The organism is Streptomyces sp. NPDC001153 (genome assembly GCF_053598315.1).
Genome location: NZ_JBSFJZ010000020.1, coordinates 13656 through 29612, shown reverse-complemented (window position 1 = coordinate 29612; position 15957 = coordinate 13656). Strand labels below are relative to the sequence as shown.

Genomic DNA, 15957 nt, shown 5'->3' with positions numbered 1-15957 from the left:
CATGACACACCCGATACGCGGCGTCACCGAGGCCGACTGGCCCGCGGTCGTGGCCCTGGAAGCGGAGGCGTACGCGGACACCGCGCTCACGGAGGGGGAGGCCGTGCTGCGCTCCCGGGCCTCGGCGGGCACCTGCCTCGTCCTGGACCTCGACGGCCGGATCGCGGGCTATGCCCTGGCCCTGCCGTACCCGAGGTTCCGCTGCCCCGACCTGACCCGCGCCGAGCGGGCGGCCCACTGCTCCACCAACCTGCACCTGCACGACCTCGTCATCACCGCGCCCCTGCGCCGCAGGGGGCTCGGCAGCCGTATGGCCCGCCACCTGACGGGCATCGCCCGCGCCCGCGGTTTCGAGACGATGTCCCTGATCGCGGTCGCCGGCAAGGAACCCTTCTGGCGGGCCAACGGCTACCGCGCCCACCGCGAGGCGCACGTCCCGGCCGGGTACGGCAGCGGCGCGGTGTACATGTCGGCGCAGGTCGCCGCCGTGCGGAGGGCGAGCTGATGCCCGCTGCCTCCTTCCAGCGCGCCAAGTGGTCCATCGCGGCGCTGTTCTGCTTCCTCGGCTTCCAGTACGGCACCTGGGTCTCCCGGCTTCCCGCGCTCAAGACCCGGCTGGACCTGGGCGCCGGGGAGGTGGGCCTGCTGCTGATGGTCTGCGGGGCCGGTGCTGCGGCCTCCTTCCCGCTGGTCGCCCTCCTGATGCGCCGCCTCGGCTCCCGGCGGCTGTCCCTGGCCTCCGCCGTGTGCCTGGTGGCCGTACTGGCCGCCCTGTCCGCCGTACCGAACTACCCGCTCGCGCTCCTGGCCGTCTGCGCCGACGGAGTCGCGGTCGGCTGCCTCAACGTCGCCATGAACGCCCAGGGCGCCGCGCTGGAGAAGGCCTACGACCGCACCGCCATGTCCCAGCTGCACGCCACGTTCAGCGCCGGTCTGCTCGCCGCCGCCCTGCTGACCTCGGGCGTGACCACGCTGACCGGGTCGGTGCCGGCCCATTTCACCGTGGCCGGAGCCCTGTTGCTGCTCCTGCTCGCCGGCGCCCGTTCCGGGCTGCTCACCCGCACGGAACCGGGCACGCCGGACGGCCCGAAGCGGAGCCGCCGCCCTGCCCTGCCCTCCTGGACGACCCTGCTGCTGGGCTGCGCCATGGCCTTCGGCACCATCACCGAGGGCGCGATGAACGACTGGTCGACGCTCTACCTGAAGGATGTCGTCAAGGCCTCGGCGTCCGTGGCGCCGCTGGGCATCGCGGTCGTCTCCGTGATGATGCTGCTGGCCCGCCTGCGCGCGGACCGCTGGCGCGGTCGCTGGGGCGACGGCCGGGTGGTGCGGGCCGGCAGCGCGGTCGCCGCCACCGGCCTCGCCCTCGCCCTGCTCACCGGCGGGCTGGTCCCGACCCTCCTCGGCTTCGCCTGCGTCGGCCTCGGCGCGGCCGCCGTCACCCCGTGCGTCTACGTCGCGGCCGCCGGTCACGGCTCCGACGCCCTGGCCCTGGTCGCCGCGATGGGCACCACCGGGCTGCTGGCCGGCCCGGCACTGATCGGCCTCGTCGCGAGCACCACGAGCCTCACCCTCGGCATGGCGACCGTCGCCGCGTCGGCCCTGATCGTGACGCTGACCGCGTTCCGGATCCGCTGGCCCGACCGCACCCCGGCACCCACGGCCGGGACTCCGCTTCCGGCACCTGAGAACGCCTAGCGCGCCGCCCACCGGCGGCACATCACAGCAGGTCAGATCACCTGGACATCGCGGCCAGGCTCAGCATGAGGTGCGCGGACTCGGGGCGGGCGAAGTCGGAGTGGGCTCCGGCCGGGGCCATCCGGGTCCGGACGCCGCCGCGGAAGAGGCGGCTGGCGTCCACGTCGACCAGTCGGTGGTCCAGGGCGACCGCCGGGTACCGCTCGCCCACGTCGAGCAGCCGGACGTGGAACTGAGGGACCGGGGCCACGCCCGCCCCCGAGTGGCCGATGCCGGCCGCGCCCTCCGCGCGCAGATGCCAGAACCCCGTCGCCCGGTCCCAGCGGGAGTGGGTGAGCACCAGCGGGCCGCGCAGCGGGGCGCCCGGCCGGCCGGCGGAGGGGAACAGCGAGGGGAAAGGGCGGTCGAAGGCGTCGCGCGGTGCCGCCATCTGGAATTGCCGGCCCCCGCCCGCAGCGCCCGGCACAGCGCGGACCCCCGCTCCGCCGCCGGTGCCGTCCGCCACGCGGCCCGCAGCGCGTCGGCGGCCGCGGCGACCAGAGCGCCGTACTCCTCGGGCGGTACGGCCGCACGCACCACGGCCTGCAGCGCGCCGCTCACCCCACGGTCGTGTACGGCGCCTCGCCCTCGCACTCCACGAGGCCGAGCCGGCGCAGTGCCTCCAGGGCGTCCGCGGCGTCCGGGACGCCCACCGGCTCCGCCTCCGAGGCGGCTGCCGGCGTGCGCCGCCGGGCCGGATGGGCGAGTTCCGGGCGGCTGGTGAGCGCGGTGACGGGGACGCCGTACAGGGCGAGCAGGGCGGCGAGTTCGAGCATCGGCCGGGCCAGTCCGGCGCAGCGGCGGTCGGCCAGCTCGACGGACAGTCACCAGCAGGCGGTGAGGGGATCGGCACCGCTCCCGGTGCGTTGTGCGAGCCGGTCGCGGTAGTCGGCACAACTGAGCCCGGACTCCGCCGGCCAGGCCGCCGCCCGGGACAGGGCGAGCGGCAGGTGACCCAGGTCGGCGGCGAGCGCGTCGACCTCCCCGAGCTGCACGTACCGGCCCTGGGAGCAGAGGTCCTCGGCCAGCCGGAGCAACGCCGTCTCGCGTGGGTACGGCCCGACGGGGACGCGGGTGCTGCCGAGGGGGAGTGGGACCCCGGGCCGGGCGGTGACCAGCACCCGGCCGCTCCGGCGGCCACAGACCGTGCAGTTCCGCCGGGTCGGTCAGCCCGTCGAGCACCACCAGCCAGCGCCGGCCGGTCGCCCGCAGCCAGGCCAGGAAGGCCTGTGCGCCGTGCTCCGGCTGCCCGGGGTCGGCTCCGGCGGCCGCCGCGAAGTCGCAGACGACCGCGCCGCGGGAGGCGACGGTCACCCACACCACCAGGTCGACGGTCCCCTCATGCCGGACGCACCGCACGAAGTGCGCGGCCAGTTGTGTCTTGCCGGGCGGGATGGGCGGAACGGCGGTCGGCGGGGCCGGCGCGGACAGCGGGCCGGGCGCAGGGAGGGCGGCGCCGGGCGGCGGCGCGACGGACGGCCCGGGGGAGGTGAGGTTCCCCGCGCTCGCACCGACCGGCTTCGCCATCGCGTACGCGCCCGCGCACACCGACACCAACTGACGTGACTCAGCCGCGAGTTGCACCTGACGACCGGACCGCTCGGCGTCCTCCAGCAGATCCTCGAAGCGGGTCTGCCAGGCCGCCTCCGCCCGGACGCGCAGCCGCTCGTCGCCGGGCGCCCCGAGCAGCGTGGTCAGGGTGCGCTCCAGCCGCTCCCGCTGCGCGCGCTTGCGCTGCTGGTCGCCCTCACCGAGAAGACGCGCCGCCCGGGCACACACGCCAGTGCGAACAACGAGTCGTCCGGCATTCAGCGTTTCCCCGCCCTTCGCGACACCGCCTCGGCTCACGCTGTATCCATGGAAGCGCAACCGCCGCGGCACCGAAGGCCGGCGGACGGACAGGATCTCCGGACAGCGGCGGTTCTCCATCATGCCGAGGACTTCGGTCTCCTATCCGCGGTGGGATGACGCGGGCGTGGACGCGAGGGTGCCGACGGCCTTGAGGGTGCGCAGCACAGGTGCCGTCTCCAGGCTACGGATCGCCTTCACCGAGCCCAGTCCCTGGGTGAGGTAGTGGTACAGCGCTGCGGTGTCCCTGCACAGGGCGTGAGCCACGAGGTTGGTGGGACCGGTGGTGTGGGCCACGAAGGCGAGTTCCTCATGGCGCGCCAACGTCGTGGCCACCTCATCGAGATGGGCGGGAGCGACTGCCATCCACAGCAGGACCTTGGCGATGCCCCCCAGGAGCGCGGGATCGAGCTCCACATCGAAGAAGATCGCTCCGCAGTCGCGCAGGCTGTCCAGCCGGCGCGACACCGTCGCGGGCGACCAGCCCGTGGTGGCGGCGAGGTCGCCGACCCCTGTTCGGCCGTCCTGTCGCAGGGCTTCCATCAAGGCGTGGTCCGCGGGGGAGAGCCTCACCTGCCGATCCCGGTCCCGGTCCAGGGAGGGGGGTTCGTTGCAGTCGGTGCGTTTCGCGTCGGCCAACAGGCGTTGCTGTCGTGGTTTGAGGGCGTTGGCGCTCATGCGCCAAGGGGTACGCCAGCCGACATAGGTGTGCAGCAGATGGTGGGCGGACACGGCGGTGAGCCCGATGCTGGGGGGCAGCTCGTGCAGGAGCAGGGAGTGGCCGTGCGCCGTACCGAGTGGTGTTTCGAGCACCGCGACGATCTCGGTGCCGCCACCGGTGAGATAGACCCACGAGGTGTCCTGGCGCCGGACGAGGGCGTGGGCGAGATCCAGTGCGGTCTCGGGGGCGGCGGTCAGCCGCAGCAGCCACTGCTCATGGCCCGTCAGGTGCGGGTCGGGCAACCCGACGACGCGGAGCGCGGCGTGCTCGCGCAGCCTGTCGTAACGACGGGAGACCGTCTGCGGGGAGACCGACAGTACGTGGGCTATCTGTGTGAAGGGGGCACGTCCGTCGATGTGCAGCGCATGGATCAAGGCGCGATCGAGGTCGTCGAGCATTCGCACACCATCCTTCACGCACCGCGTGGCAGGCCGCGGCGAGTCGCCGGAGGCGATGCCTGCACACGCCGGTGCTCCGCTCGGTCTGGACCCGGGTCCGGCGGCCCGGAGGTCGAAGGGGAGGAGTCCCTCGCCGTCGACCGTGGCGGCGAGCGTTCGCCGCCACGGTCACCGGTCAGTCCCTGATCACCGACTTGCAGCGCATCAGGAACTCGGCGAGATAGCCGTCATGCGGCATGCCGGACTCCATCCGGTGCGTCGGGTGATCTCCTACGTAGACATTGCTGATGGACGGATCTTCCAGCAGCTGTCCGACGAGGTGGGCATCGTGGGTGAGCGCTGTCAGGACGAGGCTGTTCCTCAGCGGCGCGATGCCTGCTTCACGCGTCCACGGAGCGACCCAGACGCAAGGAAAGGGAAGCTCGACGGAAGACTGCGGCGCATCGGGCCGGTCGAGCTGGAAGACGGCGGGGCGCAGTACGGCGCTGCCGTCGCCCAGTTCGTCGATGACGCCGTCGCCGCCGAGCCAGGGCCTTGCTCCCGAGGCCTTGTCGAGCAGGTGCGCCTCGAACGCCTTGGCCGTCGCGAGCGGTTGGACGGGGAAGACCGCCCGGGGATCCTCGGGAGGCAGGCTGGGCACCGAGGAATGGCGCTCGGCGAGCGCTTCGCAGAGCGGGGCCGGGTCGCCTTCCACGAAGACGGCGGTGGTGTTGACGCAGCCCGTGCCGCCCTTGCCGCTCACCGAGTCGACGATCGTGTCGAGATGATCCCGCCAGTCCATCTCCTCGGTCAGGAGAATCTTCGAGCGGCCAGGACCCTGCGGGAGGATCGAGGGGGCGGCGGCGTACTTGCGCACCACGTCGTCGCCGCCGTAGACCAGCCCGAGGTCCGCGCCCCGCAGCAGGACGTCCGCGGTGGCGTGGTCGGTCGGCAGCAGTGTCACCTGGTCGTTGCCGAAGCCGGCGTCGCGCAGTGCGGTGACCAGTCGGTGCGGCGTGAACGGCTCGCGCCGGGAGGGCCGGACGGCGACGCGGTAGCCCAGCGCGAGCGCCTCCGGCCAGAGGCTGTGCGGCCCGGGGTGGTTGCCGGCGGCGTGCACGGCGAAGACGTTCCCGCGCCGGGTCCACACCGCGCGGCCGGTGCGGGTCAGCGGGTCGTCCCAACGCCTCACCGCTCCGGTCGGCCGGGCGCACTCCACGCTGTGGTGGGCCTGCCTCATCCGGGCCGCGATGGCCCGCGTGGTCGACCGCACCACGGAGACCGGTATCCCGCCGACGCGACTGACCTGGTACTCGTACTCCTGGACCGACTGGTCACGCAGCGTGGCGGTCGCGAAGAGCTCGGCAGCGTGGCTGATCATCCCGATCCGCTCGTCGACGGGAGGAGTGGAAGCCCGGTGCAGCGACTTCATCGTGCGGTCGACGAACAGGGAGGGGACCAGGCTCAGTTCGGCGACCTGCCGGCCCGCGACGTCGTGCACGGCCGTACGGCTGCGGGACCTGAACGCGCCCTGCGGCCCGAGGGCGTCGAGCTGCACCGCACCGGCGTCGGAGTGCGCCATCAGTAGACCCCTTCGATCACGGTCTCGTTCTCGAAGGTCGCCACCGGAGCGATGTCCGCCACCGCGTCACCGACCTGACCGGCCAGGGGCTCGATCCGGGTTGCGACATCCCGCTCCAGGTTGTTGGGCAGGAAGAACGACTTGCTGACGTGGTTGACCAGGACGCGGCCGCGATCGCCGTACGCGACCGGTATGAGCGTCTCCGGATCGACGACCGAGAACGTCACGTAGGGGCTGCAGGAGTCGAAGACGCAGCCGGCGTCCTCCGGGAGGTCCGGGCGCTCACCGGCGAACCCCAGGATCATGGTGCTGCCGTAGTTCCCGCACAGGACCGTCCCGGGGAAGACCTCGGTCTTGTAGAGGTAGCGGGAGTCGGGATCCAGCTGGGTGCCGCCCCAGCGGATCGCCCGGACCTTCTCCTTGACCAGCTCGGCCAGGTCGTCGCGCAGGGCGAGGCGCTCCAGCAGCGGGGGCGTGATGGTCAGGACGCCGATGTCCTGTGTGCGCAGCACGAACGCGGCCTGGTCGATGAGGTGTTCGGTGTAGGCGGCGGCTTGGTCCCACTGACCGCCGGAGATCAGTTTCTTCACCCATCGGGGGTCGAGATCGACGGTGAAGCCGCGGCGGCCGTGGCTGGTCGCGGACCTGCGGAAGTATTCACCCACGATGTGCGGGCCCGTCGGGACCAGGCCGAGCCAGTCGGCGCCGGCGGGGAAGCCGTGGGCGTCGAGGTTGGCGTTGCTCCAGTGGACCATGCGCTCCAGCCAGTCCCGCAGCAGGACGACCCGCTTGGGCTCCCCCGTGGTCCCACCGCTCTCGAACACCCCGATCACGTCGGGGTGCCGGCCGTAGCCGCGGGGGATCAGGTCCTCGGCGCGGACGGAGCGCAGTTCGGCCGCCACGTTGGGGAAGAGCCTGAGATCTTCGTGGGTACGGATCTCACTGCGGGGGTCGAAGGGCAGGGTCTTGGCTCGCTCCAGCCAGAACCGCGAGCCCGTATCGGGGTTGAAGTGCCACTCCATGGCGGCCTGGATCAGGTCGTCCGGCTCGGGACGCACATCGAGGGGAAGGTCGAGGACCTGTGTGGTGGCTCGCGGCACGGGAACTCCTTCTGGGCGTATGAGGTGAGGTGGGGACTGCCCGGCGGAGATGCGGTACCTCCGTCGGCGCACCGGAGTTGTGGACGGAGCACGGAGCTACAGCTCGACGATGACGGCACCGATGTGCCGCCCTTCGATCACCTCCAGCAGGGCCTGAGGGGCGTGTTCGATGCCCTTGATCCGCACGTGGGGGAAGACCATCTGCCCCGCGCGCAGCCACGCGCCGAACCTCTCGGTCCACTCCCCGCAGTCGTCGAAGTCGTCCGAGCTGAAGCCGCGCATCACGATCCGCTTGTGGATGAGCGGCAGGGAGTCCAGCTCGACGGGTGCCGTGGTGCCGGTGCCGTCCTCGCACAGCTGCCCGGACAGGGCGCCGATCAGGACGAAGCGGGCACCCGGACGGGCCGCTTCCACAGCCGCCCGCAGCTGTTCGCCTCCGACGTTGTCGAAGAAGACGTCGATGCCGTCCGGTGCGGCCTTCGCCAGCTGTTCGGCGAGCGGTGCGGCACCGCGGATGACGGCCGCGTCGTAACCGAGCTCGTTCACGAGACGGTCGGCCTTCTCCTGCGAGCCGGTGCTGGCGATGACCTGGCCGGCGCCCAGCCGCTTGGCGATCTGCCCGGCCATCGCGCCGATCCCGCTGCCGCCCGCGGAGACGAACACGGTGTCCCCGGGGCGGAGTTCGACCCCGCGCGTCAGTGCCGCGTACGCTGTCCAGCCCTGCTGGAGGTGGGTGATCGGGTCGGGAAGGGCCTCGGTGTCCAGCCGCGCGCACTCGCCCGCGGGGACGACGGCGTACTCACGCCAGCCCAGCCAGTGCGACACCAGATCGCCCGGCCGCAGTGCGCTGCCCTCGGGGGCGGAGACCACCTCGCCGATCGCCGCGCCGACGAGGGTGTCGCCGGCGTTGAGCACGGGGAACGGCGTGTCCTGCGTGGCACCCGCGATGAGTATGCGCAGTGTGGCGAAGACGTGGAAGAAGACGTTGCGTACCAGTACGTCGTCGTCCCCCGGCGAGGCCAGGGGTGTCTCGACGACACTGAAGTGCTCCAGCCGCGGAAGCCCTTCGGGCTTGGCCGCGAGACGGACTTCTCTCTGGGTAGCGGGCAGGGCTGCCATTCACGCTCCTGAACAGGAAGGACGTACGGATGTGAAGCCCTGGTGCACGCGGAGTGACCAGGGAGCCCCAGGGTGGAGCGATCACGTCCGCCGACTCCAGTCACGGTGCCGCACTGGAACATTTCTTCCATCCGAGACGCCTGGCTGAAGGAAGCTCACATCCGGGGGCCGGCCCGGGCATCCCTCCGCGGGCCGGCCGGCCGGGGCGCGTGCACGGGGCCGCCGCGTGGGAAATCGTCACCGCAGACGTCCTCGGTGGAAGGAATCGTCCATCTCCCGGCTCTGGCTGGAGGCCGCGGATCCGTCCCTCCACGCTGACTCGTGGTCGAACTCGATGCCCCGCTCCCGGGGGATCGGTTCGGCGCGTCGACAATGGTGGAGAGGAACCCCGATGACTGCTGAGCGTGTGCTTGCGCCGACTCCCACAACGGCGTACCGATGGCGGTGGCTGGCGCTCACCGCCCTGCTGCTCGGTGAGGCCATGAACCTGTTGGACGCGACCATCGTGCAGGTCGCCGCACCGGCGATCCATGCCGATCTGGGCGGCTCGGTGTCCGACATCCAGTGGTTCACGACGGCCTACACCCTCCCGTTCGCGGTGCTGTTGATCACCGGTGGCCGGTTGGGCGACATCGCCGGCCGACGACGGCTGTTCGTCATCGGCGTCACAGGATTCATGCTGGCGTCCACCGCATGCGCACTGGCGCCCTCGGTGGGTCTGCTGATCGGCTTCCGCGTGGTGCAGGGGGCAGCGGCGGCTGTGATCATTCCCCAGACCATCGGTCTGATCAAGACCATGTTCTCCGGTGACGAGATGTCCAAGGCCCTGGGCAGCATCGGCCCCGTGATGGGCCTGGCGGCCGTGTGCGGTCCGGTGCTCGGCGGTGTGCTGACGCATGCCGACCTGTTCGGTTCGTCGTGGCGCGCGACATTCCTGGTCAACGTGCCCGTGTCCCTGGTCGTGCTGGCCCTGACCCCCAAACTGCTGGAGAACCGCGCTCCCAAGCGGCCCACTCTCGATCTCACCGGCACGCTCCTGGCGACGATCGGCGTCGGGCTCGTCGTCTACCCCCTCATCGGTGCGGACATCGCCGCGATGTCCGTATGGAGCTGGGGGGCCATCGTGGCCGGTCTGATCGTGCTGGTCGTGTTCGCGCTGCACCAGCGCGGTGTCGCCGCCGCCGGCCGGAGCCCGGTGGTGGAGCCGAGCCTGTTCGCGCACCGGGGTTTCCCGGCCGCCCTGGTGACGTCGACAACCTTCTTCGCGGTGACGAACGGTCTGATGATGGTCATCGTGCTGCAGCTCCAGCTGGGGCTCGGCACCGATGTGCTCAACGCGGGCCTGACCCTCGCTCCCTGGTCGGTGGGTCTGGCCGTGGCCTCCTGGGTGGCTGGTGCCCATCTGGTCCGGCGCTACGGTCACCGCATGATGTCCCTGGGACTCGTCGTACTCCTGGTCGGAGCGCTGGCCGCCATCGCCGTGTACCACGAGGCAGATCCCACGTCCTACCCCAGGCCGCTGCTGATCGCGCTGGGTGTGGTGGGTCTGGGAGTCGGGCTCTTCAGCCCTGCCTTCTTCACCATCGCCCTGAAGCCGCTGCAGCCGCAGGAGATCGGGTCGGCCGCCGGACTGCTGAACGCCGTCCAGCAGCTGGGCGCCACGCTCGGGGTCGCCGTCCTGGGCAGTGTCTACCTCAACAGCGCACGGCCCGGCGGCCCTTCGGCCGCGCTGCACGCGGTCCAGGTCGCCTTCTGGGTTGCCGTCGCGCTGGTGGTGATCAGCTTCGTCACCAGCAGGATGATGATCGAGAAGGATGCTTCGGACAAGGCCGGGGCACAGCACTGATCGAGCCACACTCCTGAGCGGTTCATGCGGCGGCCTTCCGGTCGCCGCATCGGTGTGTGTGCGCCCACCACGGCTTCACGGTCGCAGACGCGAAGCCGGAGCGGTCCGCCGGGCACGGACCAGATCCGTGATCATGGGGCTCGCCGCCTTGACGTTCTGCAGCACCGGGCTGGTCTCGAGGGTGTGGATCGCGTCGAGGGAGCCGAGCCGGCGGGCGAGGTAATGGTGCAGGTCGGCAGGGTCGCGGCACAGCGCCTGGGCCACCAGGTTGGTGGGACCCGTGGTCGCGGCGACGAAGGCGAGTTCGTCGTGTCCCGCCAGGGTCGTCGCCACGTGATCCAGATGCGCGGGGCTCACCGACATCCACAGAAGTGCCCTGGTGTTGGCGCCGAACAGCCCGGTGTCGACCTCGACGTCGAAGAAGAGGGCTCCGCCGGCCTGCAGATCGGCCAGCCGCCGCGCGACGGTCACCGGGGACCAGCCGGTCGCCTGGGCGAGTTCCGCGTGGCTGGCGCGCCCGTCCTTCTGCAGTGCAACCAGCAAATCAGCGTCCCCGTCGGTCAGTTGACGTGGCACGGGCACGTACGCGGTGTCGGCGGCCTCGTTCGACCGCAGGATGCGCTGCTGTTCCTCGTTGAGGGTGTTCGCGCTTCGGCGCCAGTTCGTGGGACCTCCGAGGTACATGTGCAGCAGACAGTGAGCGGACACGGCCGTGATGTTGTTGGTGCGCGGGATGTCACGCAGCAGCAGGGAGTTGCCGGCGGCGGCGTCGGTCGGGGTGTGGATGATCGCGACGATTTCGGTGCCGCCGGAGGTGAGTTTGACCCACGACGTGTCAGGTCGGCGGGCCAAGGCGTGCGCGAGGTCCTGCGCCGAACTCGCCGCGGCGGTGAGCCGGACGAGCCACTGTGTCTGACCGGCTCGGTGGGGGTCCGCGAGCCCGACGACGCGCAGCGACGCCTCGTCCCGTAGGCGCCGGTAGCGGCGGGCGATCGTCTGGGGCGATACGTCGAGCGCGGCCGCGAAATGACTGAATGGCGCGCGGCCGTCTATGTGCAGCGCGTGTATCAGGGCACGATCCAGGTCGTCGAGCATGCACACATCCTTCAGTGGGAGGCTGCTCCGTGGAATAAAGTTGAAGATAGCGCAGGCCACGCTACCATCGCAGCCTCAGAGGTCCGCAGAATTCCATCAGTTGCCGCTCATCAGAGTTACTCTGATCTGGTCGACATCGTGCGCAGCGGACCAGCTGTCTGCCCATCTCTCTCTTTCGAGCCCCATGTGCCAAGTGAATGTTCCAGCCATTCCGATGAGCCTTTCAAGCCGTACGTCTACAGAAATGTAGACCGCTCCTTTTCAGTGAACAGACCTCGTCTTGGGGAGGATTTTATGGTCGAGTTGAAGACGCCTTCGGTCGGAGTCGGGCAGACCGCACTCTTCGTCGCGTGGATGCGCCAGCTGGAAAGCGAACGTCCGGACGCGCTGTTCCGGGACCCGCTCGCCGCTGCCATGCTGTCGGCCCTGGCGGAGGATCCGGTACTGGCCGATGTGGCCGAGGTGATCAAGCAGACCCACAACAGCGCGCGTGGCTTCCCGGCGTACTTCGCGGTGCGCACGCGGTTCTTCGACGACGAGGTGCTCTCCGCGGTCCGGAGCGGGATCCGCCAGGTCGTCACGCTGGCCGCGGGCGTGGACGGGCGTACCGTCCGGCTGGAGCTGCCGGCCGGGACGCGCTGGTTCGAGGTGGAGCTGCCGGAGATGACCGCGTTCAAGGACGCCCTGATCGAACGGTCCGGCCTGCCCCTCGGGTGCGAGCGCCACGGGGTGGCCGCCGACCTCCGGGAGGACTGGCAATCGGCCCTGCGAGCTGCGGGTTTCGATCCGTCGCAGCCGACGGTCTGGCTGGTCGAAGGGCTCTTGATGTATCTGACCGACGCCGCGGGAGACGCGATCCTGGCCGGTGTCACCGAGCTGTCCGCACCGGGAAGCCGGCTCATGCTGGAGCACCTCCAGGCGGCGATGCTCGAGGAGGCGGGCAGGCCCGTGCGGGAGCGCGTCGAGGAGCAGGGCGCCTCCTGGCTCTCCGCTCGCGACGACCTCGTCTCCTGGATGGGCGGCCACGGGTGGGAGGCGGAGGTGTACGCCGGCGACGACACCCGAATCGGACACGGACGCACGGTGGCACCGCTCCCGGCGTGCTGGCTGACGACCGCCAGGCTCACTCCTTCCGCCGGACCGGCCGTGGCCTGACAGGAATTCCTGGAATCAACAGGATTCCGGACTCGGCAGCAGGGAATCCGGAATCCCGAATTCCATTGATGGCGGGCTGACCTCCGTCATCACAGGGGGTTTCTGGCTGAAATGATGCGGTGCATTGCACTGCAGTTTCGCCGGACTCGGTACGGGGGGACATCGTGCAACCAGACCGTGCGTGGCACGCCTTTGAACGGATCATTCCTTCGACACCCGATACGGACCTGCCGCGGCTTATGACTCAGCGGCGTCCCCGGGTTCATGAGACGGACGCGCCGGTGTCGCTGAAGCCGTCCAGGGAATTCACCCGCCGATTGTCAAACCGGCGCGCGGGAGCTACCCGCGAGACCTGCGCGGCGGCATCCCTGCCCGCCGAATACGTGCGCGGCCGAGGGGACAGCGGAAATCCCGATGCGCGCAGCACCCACGTTCACCTCGCCGTCATCGGTGTCTGCCTGACCACGCCCACCCACCACCCCACGAGGACAGCGGAGGAAACGCATGCCTGACGACACTGCACGCCCCCACTCTCCGGAGGAGCACCGCTTACGAAGCAGCGGCCGCTCCGGCGAGTCCGCGTCCAGGACGCCGTGGAGCCGTTGTGTGGTGCTGGGGGCCAGCATCGGCGGGCTCTTCGCCGCCCGGGTGCTGTCCGACACCTTCGACCGGGTGACGGTGATCGACCGGGACGCGCTGCCGGAGACGGTCGAGAACCGGCGCGGAGTGCCCCAGGGCCGTCACGCGCACGCGATACTGCCCGCCGGCACGAAGTGGCTCCAGGAGATGTTCCCCGGCCTGCTGGCGGAGATCGAAGCCGACGGCGTGCCGGTGGTCCGGGAACCCACCGAGATGCACTTCGCCCCGGGAGGCCATCTCCTCAGCCAGGAGGGCCGCTACGCGGACCCCATCCCCACGTATCAGCCGAGCCGTCCGCAACTGGAGGGCCGGGTACGCTCCTGGCTGCGGGCGCTGCCGAACGTCGAGATCATCGACCGCTGCGAGGCGACCGGACTCATCAGCTCCCCGGACGGACGCCGCGTCACCGGTGTCCGCGTCGCGCACCGCGACGACGCGGTGGAGCAGGAACTCGCCGCGGACCTGGTCGTCGACGCGACGGGACGCGGCGGCCGCACCACGCGATGGCTCGCGGACCTGGGCTACGAGCAGCCGCAGGAAGACCGGATCGCCGTCGACATCAAGTACGTCAGCCGGAACCTCAGGGTGGCACCGGGCTCTCTCGGCCGCAGAAAGGTCGTGATCGTCGGCGCCTGTCCGGGAAGACCGACCGGCGCCACGTTTCTCCAGCACGGCGACGACCACTGGATGCTGACACTGATCGGCTACGGCGGACATCACCCGCCCGTCGACCCGAGCGGTTTCCTGGACTTCGCCAAGCCCATCGTCCCCCCGGACGTCTTCGAGGCCCTCTGCGCCGCCGAACCCCTCGACGACCCCGTCGCGCACCGCTATCCGGCGAGCGTGCGCCGCCGCTACGAGCGGCTGCAGCGCTTCCCCGACGGACTCCTCGTGTTCGGCGACGCGATCTGCAGCTTCAACCCCGTCTACGGTCAGGGGATGTCCGCCGCCGCGCTGCAGGCCGGCGCGCTCGAGGAAGCTCTCGCTCAGCACGGGGACCAGTTGCCGCGCCGCTTCTTCAAGGCCGCCGCACGGCGCATCGAGGTCGCCTGGCAGATGGCCGTCGGCAGCGACCTGGCGCTCCCCGAGGTCACCGGCCCGCGCCCGCTCCCCGTACGCATCACCAACGCCTTCTTCGGCCGGCTGCTGAGCGCCGCGGAACACGACTCGGCGCTCACCCAGGAGTTCGTCAAGGTCAGCTCACTGCTCTCTCCGCCCACGATCCTGCTCAATCCCGTCACCATCGGGCGGATGGTCCTCGGCAACCTGCGCCACCGAGGAAGCCAGGAGAACCGTTAACCGGCGCAACCGTCTTTCTGTCACTCCGAACAGCCGGAATCACACACGCGATCCCCGCGGTGCCGTGCAGATCAGTCATGCCTTTTCCGGGAAATTGAATTCTCGGTTAAACGGGAATTCCGGCCTTGACTCCGCAGTTTTCGGAGATCTAGCGTTCCAGTGTCGAGAAATCCGAAGGGAATGATTCGGAATGTCGAATCCGGTGGTTTCCACCGTCGTACAGACTCCTGACCGCATCGAGCTCGTGAAGCGGGCCGAGGGCTTGCGGGAGCTGCTGTCCGAGCATGCCGTCGCCTGCGAAAGCGAGCGCCGTCTCGCCGCCGGCGTCGTCTCCGCCATGACCGAGTCGGGCCTGCTGCGGCTGATGACCCCGCGACGGCACGGGGGTTACGAGACGGACATGCGCACCTTGCTCGAGGTCGCCACCGCACTCGGCCGCGGCTGCTGCTCCGCGGCCTGGATCGCGGGCGTGCTCAACGCCGGGAACTTCGTGGCGTCCCTGTTCCCCCCGGCCGCCGGTGACGAGGTGTGGGGCGAGAACCCCGACGCCCAGTGCGCCCTGGTCCTGGGGCTCCCCGCACCGGACGTCGAGCACGCCGACGGAGGCGTCGTCGTCAGCGGCCAGTGGGCCTACGTCTCGGGCTGCCTGCACGCCCAGTGGATCAGCGCCCTGATCGCCGTACCCACCGCCGAGGGCCGGCCCGACATCAACTTCGCCCTGATGCGGGCCGACGACGTCACCATCAAGGACACCTGGCACTTCGCCGGGATGCGCGGCACCGGCAGCAACACCGTCGTCGCCGACCGGCTCTTCGTGCCCAGCCACCGGCTGGTGCCCTACGTGCCCGTCCTCAACGGCGAGACCGACGGCGTGGTCGACCCCGGCCTGCCCTACCGCAACAGCCTGACCGGCCTGTTCGCCATCGGCCTGATCGGCGCGCTGATCGGCGGCGCCGAAGCCGCCCTCGACTTCGTCCGGGAGAAGGGCCCCACCCGTCCCGTGGCGGGCTCCACCTACCGCGACCAGACCCAGTCGCCGACCTTCCAGCTCGACCTCGCCGACGCCACCTCGAAGATCGACACGGCCAAGCTGATCGCGGCCCGTATCGCCGGCACCGTCGACGAGTACGCCCATGCCGGGATCAACACGGATCTGACCGTGCGCGCCCGCAACCGGCTGGAGTCCGCCCAGGTCGGCCGGCTGTGCCGGGAGGCCGTCGACACCCTGCTGACCGCACACGGCTCCTCCGCCTTCAACGAGGCCAACCCGCTGCAGCGGCTCTGGCGCGACATCAACGTCGGCAGCCGGCACGCCGGGTTCGGCATGGGCATTCCCGAACAGGTCTACGGCCGCGCTCTGGTCGGCCAGGACCCCCGTGACATCAGCTTCATCGTCTGAGCCGAGACGCGACCGAACCCGTACGTCCGTCTCCCACACC

The 15957-nt window shown here is 70.6% G+C and carries 15 protein-coding genes; 7 read left to right on the top strand and 8 right to left on the bottom strand.

Annotated elements, in window-relative coordinates:
* Position 1: 1 nt before the first annotated feature.
* Both ACWDEN_RS23130 and ACWDEN_RS23125 read left to right on the top strand, forming a co-directional pair.
* The gene (locus ACWDEN_RS23130; protein ID WP_450860012.1) at positions 2-505 is read left to right on the top strand and encodes a GNAT family N-acetyltransferase; all 504 of its coding nucleotides are present in this window, start codon (positions 2-4) and stop codon (positions 503-505) included.
* Positions 505-1698, top strand: a complete 1194-nt coding sequence (locus ACWDEN_RS23125) for an MFS transporter (protein ID WP_450860011.1) — start codon at positions 505-507, stop codon at positions 1696-1698. Before ACWDEN_RS23130 ends, ACWDEN_RS23125 begins: the two co-directional genes overlap by 1 nt.
* 37 nt (positions 1699-1735) lie before the next feature.
* Here the strand turns inward: ACWDEN_RS23125 and ACWDEN_RS23120 are convergent, their stop codons facing one another.
* The 3 genes from ACWDEN_RS23120 to ACWDEN_RS23110 form a co-directional block, all read right to left on the bottom strand.
* A complete protein-coding gene (locus ACWDEN_RS23120; RefSeq protein WP_450860010.1) occupies positions 1736-2128 on the bottom strand; it encodes a hypothetical protein in 393 nt (130 codons plus the stop codon).
* Positions 2129-2294: 166 nt separating this feature from the next.
* Positions 2295-2513, bottom strand: coding sequence for a hypothetical protein (locus ACWDEN_RS23115; protein ID WP_450860009.1), 219 nt, complete (start codon positions 2511-2513; stop codon positions 2295-2297).
* A gap of 48 nt (positions 2514-2561) precedes the next feature.
* Positions 2562-2858, bottom strand: coding sequence for a hypothetical protein (locus ACWDEN_RS23110; RefSeq protein WP_450860008.1), 297 nt, complete (start codon positions 2856-2858; stop codon positions 2562-2564).
* Between the two features lie 272 nt (positions 2859-3130).
* On the opposite strand from ACWDEN_RS23110, the gene ACWDEN_RS23105 reads away from it, so the two are divergent.
* The gene (locus tag ACWDEN_RS23105; protein WP_450860007.1) at positions 3131-3298 is read left to right on the top strand and encodes a hypothetical protein; all 168 of its coding nucleotides are present in this window, start codon (positions 3131-3133) and stop codon (positions 3296-3298) included.
* 389 nt (positions 3299-3687) lie between these two features.
* Here the strand turns inward: ACWDEN_RS23105 and ACWDEN_RS23100 are convergent, their stop codons facing one another.
* From ACWDEN_RS23100 to ACWDEN_RS23085, 4 genes are all read right to left on the bottom strand, one after another.
* Positions 3688-4704 carry an Lrp/AsnC family transcriptional regulator gene (locus ACWDEN_RS23100; protein WP_351612580.1) on the bottom strand — a complete coding sequence of 339 codons (1017 nt, stop codon included), beginning with the start codon at positions 4702-4704 and terminating at the stop codon, positions 3688-3690.
* 175 nt (positions 4705-4879) lie between these two features.
* Complete coding sequence (locus ACWDEN_RS23095) at positions 4880-6265, bottom strand: aldehyde dehydrogenase family protein (protein WP_351612583.1); 1386 nt, start codon at positions 6263-6265, stop codon at positions 4880-4882.
* Positions 6265-7365, bottom strand: coding sequence for a phenylacetate--CoA ligase family protein (locus ACWDEN_RS23090; RefSeq protein ID WP_351612585.1), 1101 nt, complete (start codon positions 7363-7365; stop codon positions 6265-6267). Before ACWDEN_RS23090 ends, ACWDEN_RS23095 begins: the two co-directional genes overlap by 1 nt.
* Before the next feature lie 96 nt (positions 7366-7461).
* A complete protein-coding gene (locus ACWDEN_RS23085; RefSeq protein ID WP_351612587.1) occupies positions 7462-8484 on the bottom strand; it encodes an MDR family NADP-dependent oxidoreductase in 1023 nt (340 codons plus the stop codon).
* A 391-nt stretch (positions 8485-8875) separates the two neighbouring features.
* On the opposite strand from ACWDEN_RS23085, the gene ACWDEN_RS23080 reads away from it, so the two are divergent.
* Positions 8876-10330, top strand: a complete 1455-nt coding sequence (locus ACWDEN_RS23080) for an MFS transporter (protein ID WP_351612590.1) — start codon at positions 8876-8878, stop codon at positions 10328-10330.
* A 75-nt stretch (positions 10331-10405) separates the two neighbouring features.
* Here the strand turns inward: ACWDEN_RS23080 and ACWDEN_RS23075 are convergent, their stop codons facing one another.
* Positions 10406-11425, bottom strand: coding sequence for an Lrp/AsnC family transcriptional regulator (locus ACWDEN_RS23075; RefSeq protein ID WP_351612592.1), 1020 nt, complete (start codon positions 11423-11425; stop codon positions 10406-10408).
* A 294-nt stretch (positions 11426-11719) separates the two neighbouring features.
* Here ACWDEN_RS23075 and ACWDEN_RS23070 point away from each other — a divergent pair, with 294 nt between their 5' ends.
* The 3 genes from ACWDEN_RS23070 (at position 11720) to ACWDEN_RS23060 (ending at position 15917) form a co-directional block, all read left to right on the top strand.
* A complete protein-coding gene (locus ACWDEN_RS23070; RefSeq protein ID WP_351612595.1) occupies positions 11720-12580 on the top strand; it encodes an SAM-dependent methyltransferase in 861 nt (286 codons plus the stop codon).
* A 504-nt stretch (positions 12581-13084) separates the two neighbouring features.
* Positions 13085-14518: an FAD-dependent oxidoreductase gene (locus ACWDEN_RS23065; protein ID WP_351612596.1), complete on the top strand. Its 1434-nt coding sequence runs from the start codon at positions 13085-13087 to the stop codon at positions 14516-14518.
* Positions 14519-14708: 190 nt separating this feature from the next.
* Positions 14709-15917: an acyl-CoA dehydrogenase family protein gene (locus tag ACWDEN_RS23060; RefSeq protein WP_351612598.1), complete on the top strand. Its 1209-nt coding sequence runs from the start codon at positions 14709-14711 to the stop codon at positions 15915-15917.
* Positions 15918-15957: the final 40 nt, after the last annotated feature.

Excerpts from the sequence above, each read along its gene's own strand:
- ACWDEN_RS23130 (WP_450860012.1), top strand. The coding sequence starts at position 2 with ATGACACACCCGATACGCGGCGTCACCGAGGCCGACTGGCCCGCGGTC.
- ACWDEN_RS23125 (WP_450860011.1), top strand. The coding sequence starts at position 505 with ATGCCCGCTGCCTCCTTCCAGCGCGCCAAGTGGTCCATCGCGGCGCTG.
- ACWDEN_RS23120 (WP_450860010.1), bottom strand. The coding sequence starts at position 2,128 with ATGGCGGCACCGCGCGACGCCTTCGACCGCCCTTTCCCCTCGCTGTTC.
- ACWDEN_RS23115 (WP_450860009.1), bottom strand. The coding sequence starts at position 2,513 with ATGCTCGAACTCGCCGCCCTGCTCGCCCTGTACGGCGTCCCCGTCACC.
- ACWDEN_RS23105 (WP_450860007.1), top strand. The coding sequence starts at position 3,131 with ATGGGCGGAACGGCGGTCGGCGGGGCCGGCGCGGACAGCGGGCCGGGC.
- ACWDEN_RS23100 (WP_351612580.1), bottom strand. The coding sequence starts at position 4,704 with ATGCTCGACGACCTCGATCGCGCCTTGATCCATGCGCTGCACATCGAC.
- ACWDEN_RS23095 (WP_351612583.1), bottom strand. The coding sequence starts at position 6,265 with ATGGCGCACTCCGACGCCGGTGCGGTGCAGCTCGACGCCCTCGGGCCG.
- ACWDEN_RS23085 (WP_351612587.1), bottom strand. The coding sequence starts at position 8,484 with ATGGCAGCCCTGCCCGCTACCCAGAGAGAAGTCCGTCTCGCGGCCAAG.
- ACWDEN_RS23080 (WP_351612590.1), top strand. The coding sequence starts at position 8,876 with ATGACTGCTGAGCGTGTGCTTGCGCCGACTCCCACAACGGCGTACCGA.
- ACWDEN_RS23075 (WP_351612592.1), bottom strand. The coding sequence starts at position 11,425 with ATGCTCGACGACCTGGATCGTGCCCTGATACACGCGCTGCACATAGAC.
- ACWDEN_RS23070 (WP_351612595.1), top strand. The coding sequence starts at position 11,720 with ATGGTCGAGTTGAAGACGCCTTCGGTCGGAGTCGGGCAGACCGCACTC.
- ACWDEN_RS23065 (WP_351612596.1), top strand. The coding sequence starts at position 13,085 with ATGCCTGACGACACTGCACGCCCCCACTCTCCGGAGGAGCACCGCTTA.
- ACWDEN_RS23060 (WP_351612598.1), top strand. The coding sequence starts at position 14,709 with ATGTCGAATCCGGTGGTTTCCACCGTCGTACAGACTCCTGACCGCATC.